We start from the raw sequence: 21126 nt of genomic DNA, 5'->3' as shown, positions 1-21126 counted from the left end.
GCTACAACCTTTAAAATCAACCGCTTATCATACCGTGAAAGGCGGTTAGGACGAACACTAAATTGTTCAACTTCTTTAGACATATACACCTGATTTTGCGTATAGCCATTTCAGGACAAGACACAGCCGTTTGAGAATACAATTACTAAACAGGTTGCGTTTGAAGAACAGGCTCACATCCGTTCCTTACTTCACCAGCCACTCACCATTCATCATTTATCCAACATATAAGAACATTCCTTTTCTTTTATATTTACAATCAATATCTCATCCAATCATTTAACTAACCCATTTTATGAGTAAAATACTGAAACTTTTTACCAGCGCCTGCATTATTACTCAGGCAGCTATTGCACAAACAGATGCCGGTCTGTTGCGCTACCCCGATGTATCTAAAACGCAAATCGTTTTTACATATGCCAACGACATCTGGATTGTACCAAAAGGTGGCGGTACCGCCATTAAACTAAGCTCGCCGCCTGGCATAGAAGCCTATCCCAGGTTTTCGCCCGATGGCAGTAAAATAGCGTTTAGCGGAAACTATGATGGCAATGTAGATGCGTATGTAATGCCTACGACCGGTGGTGTGCCGGTGCGCCTTACAGAACATGGCTATCCCGACCGTGTGGTGGACTGGACGCCCGATGGCAGGCATATTTACTTTGCTTCTCTTCGTGAAAGTGGCAAGGCCCGGTTCAACCAGTTTTATACGATTGCCGATACAGGTGGCGCTGCATCCAAAATGCCGTTTGCGTATGCGGAGTTTGGCTCTTATTCGCCCGATGGCAAACAAATGGCGCTTGTTTTTCGCTCTCAATCTACGCGCAACTGGAAGCGCTATCGTGGTGGCTGGCGGGCAGATATTCATATTTATAATTTTGCCGACACTACTTCCGAAAACATCTCGCTCAACAGCGATGCCGGCTACGAATTTCCAATGTGGAGTGGCAACTACATTTACTTTATCTCCGACCGCGGACCGGAGTTGCGCATGAATCTCTGGCGCTATAATACCACAGATAAAGCCTTTGAACAGCTTACCCATTTTACCGATTACGACATTCATTTTCCATCACTTGGCCCGGATGAAATTGTGTTTGAGAATGGTGGAAAATTGTACCTGTATCCATTGGCTGGCGGCACGCCGGGAGAAGTGAAAGTGAATGTAGTAGCAGATGAAGCGAGCATCAAACCGAAAACTGAAAATGTAAAAAAATACTTTACTTATGCAGGCATATCACCCGATGGCAACCGCGTAGTAGTAGAAGCAAGAGGCGATTTATTTTCGCTACCAGCAGCAGAGGGCTTTGTAAAAAATCTTACGCAAAGTTCGGGCACTGCCGAGCGTTATCCGGCATGGAGTCCCGATGGTAAAACAATTGCTTACTGGAGCGATAAAAGTGGCGAATACGAATTGTACCTAATGCAGCCCGGCAAAGAAGGCAGCGAAAAGAAAATAACGGGCTTTGGTCCCGGTTTTCGTTATGCATTATGGTGGTCGCCCGATAGTAAAAAGGTGGCTTTTATTGATAAAGCAATGCAGATAAAAGTAGTAGATGTAACCACCGGCACAACAACCAATGTAGATAAAGGTTTGCGCATGTCGCATGGTAACCTGGATAATTTTACCGTTAGCTGGTCGCCCGACAGCCGCTATCTTACTTATTCCCGCGACCTCGAAAATTATCACACCGCCATATATATTTACGACTATAATGAAAAGCAACTGCATCAGGCAACGAGTGGTTTTTACACTGCTGCTAATCCGGTGTTTGATATCGAAGGTAAATACCTGTATGTGCTCACCAATCAGGCGTTTCAGGCTTATTACAGCGATATTGATAATTCGTTTGTATATGCCAATAGTACCAAACTCGCAGCCATTCCTTTAAACAAAAAAACCACTTCTTTATTATACCCCAAAAACGATACGGTAGCAGTGAAAAGTGATAGTGATAATGAAGTAAAAGCCACTGCCGCCAAAGGCAAAGAAAGTAAAGACAAGAGTGATACAAAGAGCGATGAAACTTCTGCAAAAAACATAACCATTGACTTTGATGGATTTGAACAACGCATGGAATTATTGCCTTTGAGCGGGGGCAATTATTCAGGCCTTAGTTCCGCTAAAGGAAAACTGTTGTATGTAAAATATCCGTTTACAGGCGCTGGCGAAGAGGCAGTGCCCTCGCTCAATTATTATGACATAGAAGACCGGAAAGAAAAGAAAATTGCAGATGGTGTAGGCCGTTATATTATGGCTGCCAATGGCGAAAAAGTATTGGTGCAAAGCAGGGGTAATGTAGCCGTTTTAAAGATTGCCGAAAATCAGAAAATGGACAAGCTGTTGCGCATGAACGAAATGGAAATGACCGTCAATCCCAAGGAAGAATGGCAGCAAATATTTAATGATGCATGGCGTATTGAGCGCGATTATTTTTATGATTCCAACATGCACGGCGTTAATTGGAATGAAATGAAAGCACGCTATGGCAAGATGCTGCAAAGCGCTATGACACGCGATGAAGTAAACTTTGTATTGGGCGAAATGCTGGGCGAGCTGAACGCTTCGCATACCTACAAAGGCGGTGGTGATATAGAAGACAGTAAAGAGCTTTCGGTTGGTTACCTGGGCATAGACTGGCAGGCAGATGGACAGTATTATAAAATAAAAAAGATACTTAAAGGTGCGCCTTGGGATGCCGAAGTGCACTCCGCATTAGAGGCACCGGGCATTGACATCAAAGAGGGTATGTATATCCTTGCAGTAAACGGAAAGCCTTTAACCACTGCCGAAGAGCCATATGCAGCTTTCCAGGGACTGGGCGACAAAACAGTGGAGCTAACTTACAACAATACACCCTCTTTTACCGGGGCAAAAACGGCGGTAGTAAAAACAATGGATGATGAATACCGCCTGCGCTATTTGAACTGGGTAGAAAACAGCCGCAAAAAAGTAGAGCAGGAAACTAATGGCGAGGCGGGCTATATATATGTGCCGAGCACCGGCGTGGATGGACAAACGGAATTGCTCCGCCAGTTTAATGCACAATGGGATAAAAAAGCCCTGATTATTGATGAACGTTTTAATGATGGCGGTCAAATTCCCGACCGCTTTATTGAAGTGCTCGACCGTACGCCGCTCGCTTATTGGGCAATCAGGGATGGTGAAGCATGGCCTTGGCCGCCGTATGCCAATTTTGGCCCCAAAGTTATGCTGATTAATGGCTGGAGTGGTTCGGGCGGCGATGCTTTTCCGGATTATTTCAGAAAGAAAGGCTTAGGTCCGCTTATTGGCAACCGCACCTGGGGCGGCCTGATTGGCATTAGTGGTACGCCCGATTTGATTGATGGCGGCAGCATTACAGCGCCTTCCTTTAGAATGTATAATCCCAATGGCACGTGGTTTAAGGAAGGTCATGGGGTGGACCCGGATATTATGGTAGATGAAGACCTTGCTGCGATGGCAAAAGGTATAGACCCGCAATTGGAAAAAGGCATTGCCGAGATAAAAAATTTAATTAAAACCAAGGGCTATACAGCACCTAAGCAACCGGCTCCTGAAAAACGATAAGTGTTTTTGAACCACAGCGACACTAAAAGACACAGCGGAGCAAAGAACAGCATATTATGTGCCGTCTCCTTCCTATGTAACTGCACTCCGCTAATGGTGAAATAAAGGCTTACTATCAAAATAAAATGCGGGACTAAGTGCCCGCATTTTATTTGAGAATGCTTATGATTCTTGTTGAAAAATGTATGTTTTTCTACTCGCAGCTAAAAGCACATAGCGCTAAACTGTCTGCGCATCATACACTACTACCTTTTCCCAGAGATGACTGTAATTTTTTACGAATGACTGATGGATGGGATCGGACTGGTAAGATGCCTGGTCTTCGAGGTTATCGAAAAACATAATTTCCGATACGCCCCACGATTGATCTACTACATCGCGCTTTTCAGTATTGGCTACGGTGCCAACATACAGTTGTTTTATTTTGCTGATGCCTGATAGCGTTTTTACGCCTTCTACCAGTTTATCTCTGTCTGCTACAGAGCCTGGATTTTTAAGCCAGAAAATGGCATGATGAATTAACGGTTGTTTCATATTCTTGTTGGTGGTAAATGGTTTGGCAGATACAACTGCTGCTGCGCCCAGTACTGCTGCCGATGTTAAGAAAGCTCTTCGCGTTTTCATGGTTACAAGTATAAGGCGAAAATACAAGATTGTGGGGAGGAAAGTTTTTGTGAGTGAATGATAATAAACTTTCAATTGCCTACATGCAGCTATTATGCACGAAGCACATTCTTCGAGGTGCCAGATCAGCGCACCCCGAAGTAAGAGATTAAAATGGTTCTTCAGAATCAATAAACAATAATGATTAAAAAAACGCTCTTTATCGAAACGGGTTCCTACCGCAGGATTCTTTTGCTTAAAAGCAAAAAACACCCTAAAATGCCAGAATATTTGCCAGCCGCTTCATCTCTATCTCTGCGGCTTTGGCAGCAAAGCTCAGGTTCACCAGCCGGAAAGCTTCATTCTGAAAACTTTGCTCGGCTTCGCGCACTTCTACTATCGTATTTACCCGCAATTGAAAGCGTTGTATTACAATATTCAAGAGCTGTTGCGCCGTATCAAAAATACGCCGCTCTGCCTCCAACTGTTGCAAAGAAGTAATGTATGCCTGGAAGTTTTTGATAATGCTGGCTTTATAATCCCGCTCCAATGCCCTCCGTTGTATATCGGCACTTTGTGTATTAATCTCCGCCACGCGCTGCTGCCGCCTGTAAACAGAACCATTATAAATAGGAATACTCACACCCAGGCTCAGGTACGGTCCGTAGCTTTGGTTTAATAAGGTAAAGCCTGCTGCATTTTGAGTGCGGCCATACGTATATCCGCCCGAAGCCGTTACAGACGGATAGCGCTGTGCCGCCGTTTCTTTGGTGAGCAATTCATTAATTCTTACTTGCCGTTGTGCAGCAATAATATCGGCATTCGCCGGCAAACGCTCCAGCACAGCATCTAATGTTAAGGTATTATCCGCAATGATCGTATCGGCAATGGCGATGGTGGAGTCGGTGTTCAGATTCATCAGGCGCAACAACTCTGTTTTGGTCTGGTCTATTACCAGTTGCTGCGATTGCCTGCTTTGCTCCAAAGCACTTAAGTCAATCTGTGCCTGAAAAAGATCGGCATTATTAGCAAGTCCAACGCTCTTTTGAGTTTCAATAATCAGCAGTTTTTGCCGCGCAACCGTAATAGACTGGTCAATAGTTTTAATATAACTCTGCTGCCGCACTACATCAAAATAATTAATCATAATGTCGGCAATGGTGTTTTGTATCTGCGAATTAAGCCGTTCTTCGCTTTGCGATTGCAGCTCTTCCAGCCGTTTTTTGGTGGCTTTCACCCGCATCCCATTATACAACAAAAAAGAACCATCCACGCTGGAACTGAAGTTGTTGGAGGCGGCATTGTTGCGGGTTACGTTGCGTGTGGCATCAGAATATTTTTGGTTAAGACTGGTTACCTGTTCCCGGTCCTGTACTGCACCGCTTACTACCGGCAAACCGCCGGCAACGCCTATATTATTATAGGTGGTGTTTATCCGTACATCATTTTTAGCAAGCTGAATATCGTAACTGTTTTGCAAGGCAATATTGACAGCCTCCTGCAACTGCAAGGCCGACTGCAATAAGGTATCCTGCGCAAAAACATAATTAAAACAACAAAGAAAAAGGAAAACGAGTGGCTTCATTTATTTGTGCTTAAAGCGGGCGTGGCAAGCTAATTATTTATTGCAAATAGTAGCGTGTTAATGCTTCCTAATATTAGGCTGAAAGGATAAAATTGTAGGTGAGTTTTTTTGAACCACCTGGAAGCACAGTGGGCACGAAGGAGAATAAGAGAATACTTGATGCTACTTTTTTTATCCCTTTGTAGTTCCCGTTGGGGAAAATTAAACAATTCCTTTGTGCAACTTATTACCTTGTCAATTAAATATATTTAAACCATATCGCTACATTTCGTATGGTGAGACACCACCCGTTAGAGAACTATCAGCAGGTGTCCCACTTGCTAAACATTTAATTTATTCAATATACATACGCTTATTGTCTTCGTGCCATATTAGTTCAAACTATTCCTATAACTTAAAGAAAATCTTTTTGCGGTACAACCAATAGCACAGCGACCATTCCAACGCAAAAACAGTTAGTGCTGCAACGATAAGCCCTAACATTTCCGGTGTGTGCAGGTAATCGAAAAGGTGGGTTACGATAAAAGTAATATACTCCGTAAACCAGCGATGCCCTACAATCTCGAAAAACAGGTAAATAAATAAGGAATTCGTACCAATGATTAAAAAGAAAGTCAGGTATTTACGATGGTCTTTAATATCTATCCACCAGTAGCAGGCAGCGAGTATCAGCAACACCCACCCCAGCGAAGCCAGTGTAAATGAAGTAGTGGCAATACGCTTGATGATGGGGGTAATATTTGCCCAATCCAACGCAAAACCAGCTATCAAACAAATAGCTGCACTGATAAGTATCGGTTGCAACTTTTTAGACCTGTTACTCAACAGCATTTTGCCCACCATAGCACCGGCAATGGTATGCACAGCTGTAGGTATGCAATTGATAGCCACCCAGCCATCGGGGTTGATGTAGTTCATTAATTTCAGATCTACATAATTGCCAAAGTTGTGCTGGTTGGTAAACGGTTGATCGAAATTGGGTACATGTGTAAAGCGATACAAACCTTCCGTTAACAATAGCAAGCCAACACAAACAAGTGCCTGCGCTGTGTATGACCAATTAAAAATGAGAAAAGCAACGAGCGTAGTAAAAGACAATTGTGTAAGCACATCCCACAACCAGAACTTCAAACCTTCCTTTGTAACAGCATAATCGAATACGCCCCAGAAAAACAGCCACCAGCAACGGCGAAGCGTTTTGGTAAAAGACTGCGACCATGATAAGCCAAGCTGCTTTTGCTTGTGCAATGAATAAGCCATTGCAACGCCAGCCATAAACATAAATGCTGGCTGCACCAAATCCCAGAAGTGCAACCCATGCCAGGGATGATGAAAGAACTGCTGCATCACACTATTTGCAAAAGTACCTTCACTCCACTGCGATAAATACTCGTACAACCCAGTGCTTTCTAGCGCCAGCAATACCATGATAAGTCCACGCATAAAGTCGAGCGAAAGCAGGCGGTTATAAGCAGATTTTATCGGTGGCAGTGGTTGCATATGGCAGCTACAATGTTTATAGCGATGAAGATATGTGTTTTAAGGAATAAAAGAGAGGTGTTTTCTTGTATGTTAATTTATAAAAGGGAGGGGTTAATTTTTGATGGTATAGTGTGTAAAAAGATGTTTCATTGCGAGCAGTAGCAAAGCTTGGCTAAAGGCAGACAGGCAATTTGTGGATGATAATACAATCAAAATGAGCCATCCAAATAGCTAACCTGTCAAGTTTAAGAACCCGACAGGTTAATGTCTCCCAATTAAGACATCAGCTAATCCAATCAATAATGATTTATGGCATAACACAGATTGCTGCGCTCGTAATGATGATTTACTCCTCTATCCGCACCGCCTTGTATTTGTGACCGCTGGACAAGAAGGTATAAACAGCCGGTATTACAAATAAGGTAAGAATTAAAGAGAATAAGATGCCACCCACCACTACAATACCCAGCGGCATACGACTGGTAGCAGCAGCACCCAGGCTCAATGCAATGGGCAAAGCACCCAGCGAAGTAGCCAGACTTGTCATCAATATCGGGCGAAGGCGTTGCGTAGCAGCATGTGTTACTGCTTCCAGTTTGCTCATACCCTGTTCCCGCTTTTGATTGGCAAATTCTACTATCAAAATACCATTCTTCGTTACCAGCCCAATCAACATAATCATACCTATTTCGGAGAAAATATTGAGCGTTTGTCCAAATATCCAAAGGCTGAGCATAGCGCCTGCCAATGCCAGCGGTACAGTAACCATGATGGCCAGCGGATCAATAAAGCTTTCAAACTGTGCAGCCAATACAAGGTAAATAAGTATCAATGCCAGTCCAAATGCAAAAAGGATGTTGGAAGAACTTTCGGCATAGTCGCGCGATGGGCCGCTAAGCGAAGTTTGATAAGAAGGATCGAGCTGTTTATCGGCAATTGCCTGCATCGCTTTAATGCCATCGCCAATAGTATAACCTTCGGCTAAAGATGCTGAAATAGTAGCTGCCTTGTAGCGGTTGTAATGGTACAACGTTGCCGGGCTGCTGCTTTCCTCCAGGTGCACTACCGCACTCAACGGAATATTGTAGCCGCTACTATTACGTACATACAAATCTTTGATATCCACCGGTGTATTCCTGTCGCCTCTTTCCACCTGCGCTATCACCTGGTATTGAAAACCATTCATTACAAAATACGCCAGCCGGCCACCGCTGAATGCACTTTGCATGGCAGCCACTACATCGGCAGTGGACAAACCCAGGTCGCGCACTTTGATGCGGTCAACCGTTACTTCCAGTTCGGGGCGGTTAAACTTCAGGTTTACATCTACATTGGAAAAGGTTTTATCATCACGCGCGGCGTCCAAAAATTTAGGGATAATTTCGCGGAGTTTATTTAAATCCTGATTTTGCAAAATAAACTGCACCGGTAAGCCACCGCGCGAGCCGGAGCCTACGGCAATAGTTTGCTCCTGTGTGGCAAAAATGCGGGCCTCGTTAAACTTGCTGAGTTTGCGCTGCAAATCATTTGCAATTTCTTCCTGGCTGCGGCTGCGCTCAGTAGGATCTACCAACTGTATGCGCGGCTGTGCCGCATTGGTAGCCCCAGTTGGGGTGCGGGCAAATACAAAATCCCGCTCTGGTACCGAATCGTACAGGTAATTGCTGATGCTATCAGTTATAGCCTGCATAGCAGGATAACTGGTGCCTTCGGGTGCCGTCACCGACAAGCGGATGCTGCTGCGGTCTTCCAGCGGCGCAATTTCGCTCTTAAGCGTGCTGGAAATAAGCCAGATTAATACGCCACAAATAGCGATGATCACCCAAGCCACCTTACGTACACCTAAAAACTTACTCAACAACCGCTGGTAACCGTTTTCCATGCCGGTAAAAAAAGGCTCTGTTTTTTGATAAAATTTACCGTGACCTGCATTCTTACCTGTCAGATAAACATTGAGCACGGGTGTAATGGTTAAAGAAACAAAAGCGGAAATTAACACGGCAGCAGCGAGTGTTACGCCAAACTCGCGGAATAACCTGCCTACAAATCCTTCCAGGAAAATAACTGGCAAAAACACCACTGCCAGCGTAATGGAAGTGGAAATAACGGCAAAAAAGATTTCTTTACTACCTTCTACTGCCGCCTGGCGAATGGGCATGCCCTGCTCATACTTGCGGAAGATATTTTCGGTTACCACAATACCATCGTCCACCACCAAGCCAGTTGCAAGCACGATGCCTAACAATGTAAGCACATTGATAGAAAATCCTGCGAGATACATAATAAAAAAAGTAGCCACCAGCGATATAGGAATGTCTATTAACGGGCGGATGGCTGTAAGCCAGTTGCGGAAGAAAAAGAAGATAACGAGCACCACGAGCGCAAACGAAATTATTAATGTTTCTTCCACTTCGCTTAGCGACTGGCGGATATTGCGGGTATTATCTATTAATACATTAAATTCAATGTCGGTTTTGTTTCCTTTTCTTATTTCTTCAACGCGCTTATTGAACTCGTTGGCAATGGCAATATTGTTGGCGCCGGGCTGCGGAATAACGGCTAAGCCTACTGCATTCACACCATTGTATTTCCAGCTTTGCTCCAACTCTTCCGGGCCAATTTCCACGCGTGCCACATCGTTCAGCCGTACAATACCAGCGCTATCTTCGTGAATAATCAAATCGCGGAATTGCTCCTCGGTGGTCAGCCTGCCCAATGTGCGTATGGTCAGCTCGGTATTATTACCATAAATTTTGCCGGGTGGCAATTCTATATTTTCAGTGTTCAGCGCATTGCGAATATCATTAAAAGCCACACCATAGGCACTCATCTTATCAGGGTGCAGCCAGATGCGCATGGCGTACCGTTTTTCTCCAAAAATGATAATGGAACTTACCTGGTTGATGGTTTGCAACTGTTGCTGCAATACATTTTCGGCATAATCGCTCAGCTCCAGTAAGCTTTTGGTGCGACTTTGTACTGCCAGTATCAGTATAAATTCACTGTTGGCATCTGCTTTCGTTATTATCGGTGATGCATCAATATCCTGTGGCAGGTTGCGTGCTGCCTGGCCTACCTTATCACGCACATCACTGGCTGCCGCTTCCAGATCTACCCCAAGATTAAACTCTACGGTAATGTTGCTGCTGCCCTGTGAGGAAGAAGAAGTAATGGTGCGAATGCCCGGTATGCCGTTAATCTGCTTTTCTATCGGCTCGGTTATCTGGCTCTCAATAATATCAGGGTTAGCGCCGGTATAATTGGTACGCACATTAATGATGGGCGGATCAATAGCCGGGTAATCGCGCACGGCTAAAAAGGTAAACCCTACCACACCAAAAAGGATGATGGCGAGGTTCATTACTGTTGCCAGTACGGGTCGTTTTAAAGATAGCTCAGAGATATTCATGATAAAATAAGCCGGCTGTTATTCAATATTGTTTTATGGCGGATAAAAGAAGTTTACTGGTTTATACTTAATTGTTCTAATGTTTTTGTACTTCTCACATTCAGCGGACTATTGGGGCGTGCAAACAATACTCCGGTTATTACTACACTATCGCCTGCAGATATACCCTTTGTTATTTCTACAGTACTTGCCTGCCGTGTGCCGGTTTGTATATCGGTCATGGCAGCTTTGCCGCCTTTCACCAGTATCAACTGATTGGTTTGGTCGCCTGGAATGATAGCATTGGTAGGCACCAAAATAGCATTTCTGTTGGTGGTGGCATTTACATACACTTTTACAAAGGCCCCGGGGTTACCAACACCTTCTTCCAGTAAAGCGCGTACCTTCAGGTTTCGGGTTTGCTGGTTTACCTGCGGCTCTACAGCAACAATAGTGGCAGTACTTTTTTGCTCGCGTGCCTCATCAATCATTACCTGCACAGTACCGCCAACTTTTATAATATTATTGTAACCTTCAGGAAGGGTAAAATCAATTTTTACCCGGTTGGTTTGCTGCAATGTGGCAATCACATCGTTGGGTGTAACGAAAGCGCCGGGACTTACCTGCCTCAAACCTATCACACCACTAAACGGTGCGCGGATAATGGTTTTATCTATTAATGCATTCGTATATTGAATATCAGCCTCGAGGCTGGCAACCTGATTGACCACAGCATCATAATCTGCCTGGTTTACACCTTGTATGGAGAGCAGCTTACTGAGGCGCTCTTCGTTTTGTTTTGCCAGTTGCAGTTGCACCTCGCTTTTGGTTATCTGAGCGCGCAGGTCGGCATCGTTTATGCGCGCCAGCACCGTACCTTTTTGCACATACGCACCTTCGGGCACATTAAGGTAGGTTAAGCGGCCAGACACTTCGGGACGCAACTGTACCGATTCGTTGGCGATTACGGTGCCATTCGCTTCTACTGTTTGGGAGATGGTGGTAGGCTGCGCTACAAGCACATCTACAATAGTGGCTTGCTTATCAGGCGCCTTACCTTTTTCCGGCTCCTTTTTACCGCTGCAGGCGGCAAATACACATACAATACCAAGCATGGCTACTACTGCTGTAGCCCATTTATGAAAAAAAAGCATGAACGGTTTCAAAATTTTCGGACTGTTGAAGAGGCTAAAGATAAACACAAAGCTTTGCTACAAATTGCTAAATATGGGCGTAGCGGTGAATAGGGCAAAAATTAAGGTGAGCCGATGGAATGTACGATGTGGAATGTGTGATGTACGATGTGAGGGCGGGTTAGCGAATTGTGAATAATTATTCTGATATGAGGTGTGGAGGAAAGAAGTGTGCATAGTGAACTTGCCTGTCAATGGCAGTTGTACGTATTTAATTTTGGATGAGTTGCTGATTAGCAACAATTACATTCACCTTCCCGGAACGCCTGCTGCCTTTCCGTTTTACTATCCACACCACCATTGCTGTTATTGTAATTCCACCAATAAGCGCAGCTATCCACCCTAAAGTGTTGTTTTCTTTTGCAAGCACCACGGGCCGCGGATTACCAATAAGCACCAGGTTTGCCCAGTAATAGGGCAAATTGTGCTCTTTATTATCATTGTTTTGGATAAACCATAGTTTGGCTTTTTGCAATGCTGTGCTTTTATCCATACCAGCAGCAAGACCTTCATTAAATTTTACCGAAATGCGGTAAATAGCCTGGTCATCGGCCTTCCACAAAGTACCGGCAATGGAAGGTATGCCTGCCGCAGCAAAACCCCGTGCCAGACTGTAAATACCTTCACCGGTAGCAGCTTTGCCAATGTTGGTCTGGCAGGCACTTAGCAAAGCAAACTGTGCCGATGTTTTTTGCAGTAATTGCAGTTCGGATAAATAGATTGCCGAATCCTGCATATACAGCACCGGCTCGCGATTGCCGGTATCTGCCCTTGCGTGCGAAAAAATAGTAATAACTGCGTAGTTAGCAGCCTGTTGAATGAAGCTGTTCCGCGTTGCTTTGGCTGCCGTAAATAAGGCAGGATGGCTGTAAAAACCGGCCAATTCGGATAATGCATTTGCTGATTGCCGCAAAGGTACCAACTGCAGGTTGCGGGCAAAAGCCACCGGTGCAAAACCTACAAAATTACCGGCAGCGGCAGTACTGTTTACAAAAGGCTTCATAAAGATGCTTGCCGAATAAACGTAGCAGAAACTGTAATGATACAACAGGAAATCTTCACCAGCGGCATCGGTGCACAGTGCTTCAAACGGAATCAGAAAATTATCGGTACAAATAGCAGTGTTCCCTTTGGGTAGCTGCAATGGACTGAATAGTTTATCATAAATATGCTGCGCCAATACAGAAAAGGAATCGTAGCTGCTGTTCAGCTTTTCTTTATTGCTGCATAAACTTATAAAGGCCGCCAATTGCCGGTTGTCAAAATCTTTTTGCGATAGCCTGATAAAAGTGGTTTTATCTGGTGTAATGCCCAATGCATACATCACCGTATCGCTCATAAAATAATGCACAAAACTTTGATGATTTACGGCCAAATATTGCTGTAGTGATGCTAATGTGGGTACATTATCGGCATATTTGTACTGGTAGTAAGCGGGATAATTTTTTTCTAACGACAGAATGAATGATTCTAAAGCTTGCTTCTCGTTGAGATACTTATATTCTGCCTGCGCATATTCTTTTGATGAAGGATTGAATAGTGAAAGTTGCTGCTCGGCTGCTATTATGTTAGTTTGCAGCATTTCTTCTTTGGCGGCTTGCGAAGGAGGCAAATGGGCTAAGGCGCCTAATTCATTTAACTTATCAGTAAGCAATACAGCCCGGCTTTTTTCCATAAAATAAAAAGCCAGCTTTGCATCTCCGGCCAGGTAAGTTGCTTCCATAGCAGTTGCAAAAAACTGCCGGGTATTATTACGCCAAAAAAGCTTGCTCGATTCGTTGGTTAGCTCATATCGTGTATGCGTAATTACAGAATCGGTGAGTAGTGCAGTTTGCAGGCAGGCAGTAAGGTATTTTGCATCTTGTTGTTGCCTGAACAATTGCAGGAGCAAGATTGTTTTTTGAGTTAATAAATTATACACCAGCTCTTTGTGTTCTATTTTACGAAGCTGCGCTTCCGGCGGGTTGCTCCATAAATAATCGGGAAGCTGAATATTTAAACACCTAAGAGCATAGGTATAGTATTGCACGGCCTCGCTAAGCCTGTTATTTTTAAAGCTGTTATCGCCCAGGTTGGAGTAAGCCAAAGCCAACTGGGAAGCGCGTAGTGCCGGATCGTTTATTTGCCGGGCATACGATACCGCATTCAAATAATTACTTTTAGCTGCGGAGTAGTTTTGTATGCTGTTCTGGAAAAAATTACCCAAATCATTATAATCACTGGCGGTTGCTGCTATATCGCCGGTGTGTTTTCTTGCTGCGATTGCTCTTGTATAAAAGTCTTTGGAACCGGCAAAATCCCTGTTTTTTTCTGCAATAAAACCACTGGTTTTTAAAGCAGCCGCCAGTTCAAAGGTGTCCTTCAATGCAGTTGCCAGTTGTATAGCCAACTTTGCATCTGCGGTTGCCTGAGGTAAGCTATTCTCAAAACAAAGTGACTGCGCTTTAATGTTGAGTAAAATTAAATAGCGCACACTATCTTTTGCAGCAACAGCGTCTTTTATTCCCAACACGCATTCTTCTACACTCTTTGCATAATCGCCAATAAAAAAACAGAGATACGCCTTGTTTTGCCTTGCAGGCATCCGAAGTAGTTGTATATCTTCTGCATTTGCGCTACATGCTATAGCTGAATCGTAGTAAGCCAATGCCTGGCGGTATAGTTTTGCCTGCTGGTGGTAATAGCCAATTGAATAATAACATAATGCCGACAAGTGCTGCGAACGACTCTCTTTTAAAGTATTATTGAGATTGACAGCCTGAGAAGTAAATGCAACAGCAAGCCCACTGTTATTGTGTGCCAGATACTCGCCATTACCAATGCTTCTTAATAGTAAAGCATAAGTACTATCGCCTGTAAGACTGCATTTTTCGGCACTGTTTTTTAAAGCATACAGCGCCTGTAACTTGTCTTCGTACGACAACGTACTGCTGGTATTAATGCCAGAAATTTCTTTTCCGAGTATGGCATACGTTGGGCACTGGCCAATGCTTTGTAGCCATAATATGATAAGTACAATACCAATGGGCAGATGTTTAGACAAAAAATGCACTATTCATTTTTTATAACCCAACCTGCAACTGCTTTTTACAATATTGATCGCTGCGTTGTATCAAACTCCTTTTGTGGCGGCGGTGGCGGTGGTTTTCTTATCGTTCCGGCCGATGTTGAAGCGGCTATATCGGCAGCAATTCTAACTAATGCCACAGCTACTACAGCCAGTTCTGCTGCAATAATACCAAGCCACAGATTGGTGGTGCTGTTTCTTTTTTGCTCAAACGGTGGTTTTTTCATGGTAACAATTTTAGGTTGATGTGTTATGAAGAATGTGTTATACCAAATTACAACAATTTTGCTCACCACTGTGCCAGCCACTCGCTAGCTTGTTTGCTGCCCTCTTTATTTTCCTGCACTACTTTTTGCAGCAGCGCTTTTGCGCTTTCTTTATCACCGGGATTGTTACGCTGCAATAAAGTAACTGCCTGCAAAAAATCGCCGCTGTTGCTGTACAAGCCCTTCATACCCGAAAGTTCCTTAAAACACTCCAGTGCTTTATCATAATTTTTAGTTTGCAGGTAAGCCAAACCAGCATATTTTTTTGCATCGCTGTTGGCAGCATCGTTCCGGCGCACGCCTTCAAACAACATCAATGCACGCTGATAATCCTGGCTGTTATAAGCGGCAATGCCCAATTGCAAACTATCGCGCGAGGCATCCATCGTTTGGCTGAGTATAGTAAAATGGACTTTCACGTATTGACTGGCCAACTGTTGCGGTGCAGGCGATTTTAGAATAAAGTAAGCACCTACAAAAAGTATAATACAGGCTGCTGCCACATACGAAATCCATTTGCGCAATGCCATTTTTTTTATCAATGCAGTTTTTACCATTACCTGTTGCGGCATTGCTCTTTCTGCAAAAGATTTTTGCTTTTCTGCTATCAGCACTTCGCGGGCAGCACTGCGGGCAGTTAAGTAAAACGCCACTTCTTTGGCAAAAGCTGCATCTTCGGCACACCGCACTTCAAAGGTCTTTCGCTCCTCCGCACTAAGCGCTTGTGTAAAGTAAGCTTCAATATATTCCCACGTTTGCTGCATACCCGATTAATTAATGAAGTAATAAATAAAATCTCCTGCACACCATTAGTACCACTGCATTATACCAGCACTTTAGTCCTTAGCTTTTCGAGGCAACGCAGCCGCGTTGTTTTAGCAACGGCTGCATTGTTGTAAGATAATTGCTCGGCTATTTCTCTATCTGTCAAACCATCTTCGTACAGAAGTAAAATTTCTTTGCATTTATCGCCTATTACCTCCAGTTGTGCTTTTATAGTTGCCTTTAGTTCCCTCGTCATCATACCTTCTATAATGTCCCTCGCACTATCGGGCAACTGGTAGAGCATTTCGGGCAGCGGTGCTGCCTTATGCACTTCATTTTTATTAGTCGTATTTTTTCGTACAAGGTCAATACATTTATTAGAAAAAATCTGGTAGAAATAGGTTTTAAGGGAAGAATGACCATCAAAGCGGTCATTAATGATATTTTGCACTGCCGATAAAAAAGCATCGGAGTAAGCGCTGAAGCTGTCTTCATAAGTAAGGCGGTATTTGCGGCATCCTTCGTCCACAAAATATTCATAGGCTTTATACAATATTTTTTCCTGTTTACAGCGTTCAGGATAGTCCGCTTTCAGTCCGTATATTATGGTGGCGTCGGCAGGCAGCAAGGTGTTTTCTTTGGAACAAATCTACTGTATTACAAATACTTCTGCAAGCTTCCTTTTTTATAAACTGTTAGTGTTGTTTGTTGTTGTTTATATTTTTATCAACAGGTTTTTCTAAAAAATTTATAATAATGTGTTTCCATCATTGCGCCGTATGCGATTCATTGTATAAAGACACAATCAAGCGGCAAGTGCCCTTCATTTGCAACATATCTCACGTTTAACTAAAACCCTGTCTTTAAAAAGCAATACCTGAATGAAGAAAGCCACGTTCCCGTGGCTTTGTTATTATATACCCTTTGGATCGCAGAAACAGAAAGAATCTGACATTTTAAAAGTTGAATCATTTATAGAGATTCTGTAGTATGCTGTGTCCGGACACTTGTGCGGACTTAATAATGCACCTGCGAGAAAGCACGCAAAAGCAAACATTTGTCATGCAAATCGTCTTATAAAAAGGTGGAAAAAACTTCACATTATTTCTCTTCAGTTATGCCAAACAACAGTTACACTTGCTGCGTTTCCGGCGAAGTAGCCTTAGGGAAAACAAGTATAAAACGGTTTAATCCGTTATGAACGGTGTAGTTAATGCTGCCTTTGTGCAACGCTACAATGCGCTGGATAATATTTGTGCCTAAACCAAAACCCTTTTTCTGCACTGAATTGGAGGCACGGAAAAACGGGATAAACAGCCGCTCCTGCTCAGCAGCGTCGAGCAATTTTCCGTTATTGTCGAAGTACAAACATACTTCTGTATTGGTGGCGTCGATGGTTACAGCTACCGATTTATTATCGGAGTACAGCCAGGCATTTTTAATAAGATTACGGAATGCCGAACGGATAAGCGAATCGTTACCGCGTATAGAAAGGAACAAATCATCATCGGGGATGCTGGCAAATTCTATAGATACATTTACACCATCCAACATGCGTTTTACCATAGACATCGTATCGTACAGCACTTCATCGAGGCGTACAACCGGCCATTCGGGCGATAAAGTGGTACGCTCGTACTGCGACAGCAACAGCAACGAATTGGTTAGTTCTACCATTTCGCGCTGGTCGTCTTTTAACGAAGCCAATACTTTTTTTGCCTCTTCCACCGTAAGGTCTTTACGCAATGCCAATTCGGTTTGGGCAAGCATGGTAGCCAATGGCGTGCGCAGCTCGTGCGAAGCATGATGCACAAAACTGCGCTGTAGTTCAAAAGCTCTTTCCAGCCGGTCGAGCATAGCATTGAATTGGGTAGCCACCAGCCGCTGCTCGTAATTGACCCGCCCGGTTTTCACTTTCAGGCGTTGCAGGTTGGTCTCCGATATTTTTTCCATCTGCATACTCAGCTCGGTAATCGGGCGCGTAGCTTGCCTTACCAGAAAAAAAGAGAGAACGGTAATCACCATTACACCGCTGAGTGTAACGAGTATTAGTATCCACCCCAGCTTTTTAAGGCGGTCGTAGCCAAACTTATCATACCCCATTGCAATTACATAGCCGGGGCGTGCAGCGTTGCGCATATATAAGGCAATACCTTCTTTGTGATTATGCTTAAAAAACAGGGAGTCTTGCTGTGCAACCTTGCTAAAAAAAGAAGCATCCGGCTTATAATAAGTGGTATCAGAATGATATACCAGTCTTTTACGGGCATCATAAATAACTACATTAACGCCTGCAATTGTACCAGGCCGGCGCGCTTCAATACGCGCACGGGTAAAGCTGTCCGGTTTCAGCTTATAAAAGTTGGCATAAGAGTATGCCGCCTGCGAAAAGAGGCGTTCGTTGAAATCAGCTTCCCGTGTTTTATCGAATAAAGAATAGATAACCGCTAATGCTGCTATTAAAACAAGAGAAATGAGTAAACTAAAAAAAATAGTAAACTTAAACCTTAATGTCATTGATAAAACTATATAACGCTTTCTCTTACATAATAGCCAAAGCCAGGCTTAGTATGAATCAGTTTTGTTTCATAGGGCTTGTCTATTTTATTACGCAGGAAGCTGATATATACTTCAATGGTGTTGGTGCCGGTATCAAAGCTTAGGTCCCATACTTTCTCCAGTATGTCTGTTTTCGAAATCACTTTCCCTTTGTTTCGGGAGAGCAATACCAGCAGGGCAAATTCTTTTGCCGTAAGATTGATGTTTTTGCCGCTGCGCGATACGGTTTTGTTTTCCATATCAATTTCCATATCGGCAACCACAATTTTGTCACTTACAGATGGGGTGTTTTCGGCGCGTTTTAAAAATACTTTGATGCGGGCAGACAGCTCATCAAATTCAAAAGGTTTGACTAAGTAATCATCTGCTCCCAGACTAAAAGCGTCCATCTTATCTTTCAGTTCACCAAGTGCCGTAAGCATGATAATAGGAACTTTGCTGTTAATCTCCCGGAACTCTTTGCACAGCGCTAAACCATTTTTGTAAGGCAGGTTAATATCAAGCAACACCAGCGAGTAGGCATGTTGCTTAAACATTTTTTCGGCAATATTGCCATCATACGCCACATCGGTTACATACCCTTGGCGGGTTAACTCTTCCTGTACTACCTGACTAAGCTTTGGCTCATCTTCTGCGAGTAGGATTCTGTAGGAATTTTCCATTAGTTGAATTTGGGATTTTGATATTGATATTCTGAGGAATAAAGCTATGTATTTTTAACTTTTTGGCGGTAAAATGTTAAAAGTTTTTTATTTCCTTTTAATGGTTGCAACCGTTTTTTAATGAAAATACTACTATTTTAATACCAAATAAATGCTGCTTGCAGGCATTGCCAACAGGTTTGCAGCAGGTGCAATGTAAGCCTCCACAGGCATACAAACAACAGAAATGCGCTACTGTGTACAACAATGTTTAAAAACGCATTATAAAAACCATATATAAAGGTTTGTAATTTTTTTGCCGCAACGCATTCACCGAGTTGAATTTTATGTATATTCACTCACTTAAATTTTAGACAAATGATAAAGTTAACGCTCATCGGCAATCTTGGAAAAGATTGCGTTGTAAACAATGTAAACGGTAAAAACGTTATCAACTTCAATGTTGCCCATACCGAGAAGTTTAAAGACAGTTCGGGTACGCCAAAAGAAAAAACAATTTGGGTAGAATGTGCTTACTGGAGCGACCGTACCGGCATAGCCCCGTATCTTAAAAAAGGTACAAACGTTTATTTGGAAGGCAGCCCGGATGTGCGTACTTATACCTCCAACGACGGCAAGCAAGGTGCCTCATTGCGCCTTAATGTGCAATATGTGCAGTTGCTTGGCGGCCGCAATAACGAAAGCGGCGGACAAAACGATAACCAGCAACAACAGCAGCAGGGCGGCAATACCTCTTACGGATACAACAACAATTATAATACGCAACCCGCAACGCAGGCAGCACCGGTTGCTACCCAGGACGAACCAATGGATGACTTACCTTTCTAAATAATTTTACATTATTGATATACAAAAAAGCAGCTATGATAGCTGCTTTTTGTTTTCTGAGCCACTATTTTAAATTGCCAAGGTACTATGAGAAGAAGCTACACAAAGAATGAAGTAGCGCATTCTTATCAACCTAATAAGAAAAAATCAGACGTATCAGGAATATCGGGATTCAAAATCAGACTTTCATTACCGATTGGTTTACAATAGCAAATACATGATCGCCTTTACTCTTATGCATTACCTTTACGCCGGTGAACTTACTAAATGCGGGCAATACTGCATACCATTCGCCAAAGAAATAGCATGGAAAGGTAAGTGATTGCCTGCCCAGTCCATGTATTGATACCCCCGGATGAATATGTCCGCTAAAAATATAAGACTGATTGTTGCCGGTGCAATTGGCAGCAGTAGCTTCGTGGGTAAAAATAAACTGGTCTATACACAACTGTTCCTGGCTAATGCCAATATTGGCATTGCTGTACCACTCATTTTTTAAAATATCGTGATTTCCCTTCACCAAATGAACATCAACCTGGGGTATATCGTTGCGCCATCTTATAAATAAATCCAGTTCACGGTTTTCTTTGCTGTGGAACAGATCGCCTACAATAATCAGTTGTTTGGGCTTGTAGTATTGTATCTGGCTAAATAGACATTGCAAATCTTCTTTATAAACTGCCTGTGGCACTGCAATACCCTGCCTGCGAAAATGCCCGGTTTTGCCAAGGTGTAAATCCGATACAATCAATGCCTGCGCTTCTTCCCAATAGAGGCAGCGTTGCGGCGAAAGCCAAAAGGTATTGTTGTGGATAATGTGATGTATGGGTGTGGACATGATTGTTGAATAAACGAACGACCGAGTAGAAATATTGGGCGCAGATCTTTGCGGCATTGATTTGTATTTTACTGTACGGGGCAGCACTGACATTTAAAATTCACTCATCCGGAAGACAGCAATTATACTGAACGAGATTCAAAGGACGTACATTTCAAGCTATTTGCTGCGCTGCCTTACCATTTTTTGCTGGTGTTAGCAACGCGCATCTGGAGATAAAAAACAAGGGGTATTTTCGGCCTCACCCAAACCACCAGCATGTCCCTTATCAAAACATCCAAAAAAAGTCTCTCTTTTTATTTGTCGTAATAAGCAGATG

The 21126-nt window shown here is 43.3% G+C and carries 14 protein-coding genes; 2 read left to right on the top strand and 12 right to left on the bottom strand.

Annotation, left to right across the window (positions count from 1 at the left end; all coding sequences use genetic code 11):
* Positions 1-295 precede the first annotated feature (295 nt).
* On the top strand, positions 296-3571 hold the full coding sequence (locus tag FC093_RS15440) for a S41 family peptidase (protein WP_137262697.1): 3276 nt from the start codon (positions 296-298) through the stop codon (positions 3569-3571).
* Between the two features lie 219 nt (positions 3572-3790).
* Here the strand turns inward: FC093_RS15440 and FC093_RS15435 are convergent, their stop codons facing one another.
* From FC093_RS15435 to FC093_RS15385, 11 genes are all read right to left on the bottom strand, one after another.
* Positions 3791-4195: a Dabb family protein gene (locus tag FC093_RS15435; protein WP_137262696.1), complete on the bottom strand. Its 405-nt coding sequence runs from the start codon at positions 4193-4195 to the stop codon at positions 3791-3793.
* 253 nt (positions 4196-4448) lie between these two features.
* Complete coding sequence (locus FC093_RS15430; protein WP_137262695.1) at positions 4449-5759, bottom strand: TolC family protein; 1311 nt, start codon at positions 5757-5759, stop codon at positions 4449-4451.
* A 387-nt stretch (positions 5760-6146) separates the two neighbouring features.
* Entirely contained in the window at positions 6147-7259 is a 1113-nt protein-coding gene (locus tag FC093_RS15425; protein ID WP_170971112.1) for an acyltransferase family protein, read from the bottom strand.
* Between the two features lie 328 nt (positions 7260-7587).
* Positions 7588-10650 carry an efflux RND transporter permease subunit gene (locus tag FC093_RS15420; RefSeq protein ID WP_137262694.1) on the bottom strand — a complete coding sequence of 1021 codons (3063 nt, stop codon included), beginning with the start codon at positions 10648-10650 and terminating at the stop codon, positions 7588-7590.
* A gap of 53 nt (positions 10651-10703) precedes the next feature.
* Complete coding sequence (locus tag FC093_RS15415) at positions 10704-11783, bottom strand: efflux RND transporter periplasmic adaptor subunit (protein WP_240743325.1); 1080 nt, start codon at positions 11781-11783, stop codon at positions 10704-10706.
* Between the two features lie 250 nt (positions 11784-12033).
* Positions 12034-14865: a CHAT domain-containing protein gene (locus FC093_RS15410; RefSeq protein WP_137262693.1), complete on the bottom strand. Its 2832-nt coding sequence runs from the start codon at positions 14863-14865 to the stop codon at positions 12034-12036.
* 44 nt (positions 14866-14909) lie between these two features.
* Positions 14910-15116 carry a hypothetical protein gene (locus FC093_RS15405; RefSeq protein WP_137262692.1) on the bottom strand — a complete coding sequence of 69 codons (207 nt, stop codon included), beginning with the start codon at positions 15114-15116 and terminating at the stop codon, positions 14910-14912.
* A 62-nt stretch (positions 15117-15178) separates the two neighbouring features.
* Positions 15179-15919 (bottom strand): tetratricopeptide repeat protein, encoded by a 741-nt coding sequence (locus FC093_RS15400; protein ID WP_137262691.1) that lies wholly within the window; start codon positions 15917-15919, stop codon positions 15179-15181.
* Between the two features lie 59 nt (positions 15920-15978).
* Positions 15979-16548 (bottom strand): RNA polymerase sigma factor, encoded by a 570-nt coding sequence (locus tag FC093_RS15395; RefSeq protein WP_170971111.1) that lies wholly within the window; start codon positions 16546-16548, stop codon positions 15979-15981.
* Positions 16549-17051: 503 nt separating this feature from the next.
* Positions 17052-18437: a HAMP domain-containing sensor histidine kinase gene (locus tag FC093_RS15390; protein ID WP_137262689.1), complete on the bottom strand. Its 1386-nt coding sequence runs from the start codon at positions 18435-18437 to the stop codon at positions 17052-17054.
* 8 nt (positions 18438-18445) lie between these two features.
* A complete protein-coding gene (locus FC093_RS15385; RefSeq protein WP_137262688.1) occupies positions 18446-19141 on the bottom strand; it encodes a response regulator transcription factor in 696 nt (231 codons plus the stop codon).
* Positions 19142-19498: 357 nt separating this feature from the next.
* Between FC093_RS15385 and FC093_RS15380 the strand changes: the two genes are divergently transcribed.
* Positions 19499-19969: a single-stranded DNA-binding protein gene (locus FC093_RS15380; RefSeq protein WP_137262687.1), complete on the top strand. Its 471-nt coding sequence runs from the start codon at positions 19499-19501 to the stop codon at positions 19967-19969.
* Positions 19970-20147: 178 nt separating this feature from the next.
* Here FC093_RS15380 and pdeM read toward each other — a convergent pair whose 3' ends face one another.
* Complete coding sequence (pdeM, locus tag FC093_RS15375; RefSeq protein WP_240743324.1) at positions 20148-20864, bottom strand: ligase-associated DNA damage response endonuclease PdeM; 717 nt, start codon at positions 20862-20864, stop codon at positions 20148-20150.
* Positions 20865-21126: the final 262 nt, after the last annotated feature.

Source organism: Ilyomonas limi (assembly GCF_005233845.1).
In the GTDB taxonomy this organism is placed as follows: Bacteria; Bacteroidota; Bacteroidia; order Chitinophagales; family Chitinophagaceae; genus Ilyomonas; species Ilyomonas limi.
This window is presented reverse-complemented; position numbering and strand designations above follow the sequence as displayed.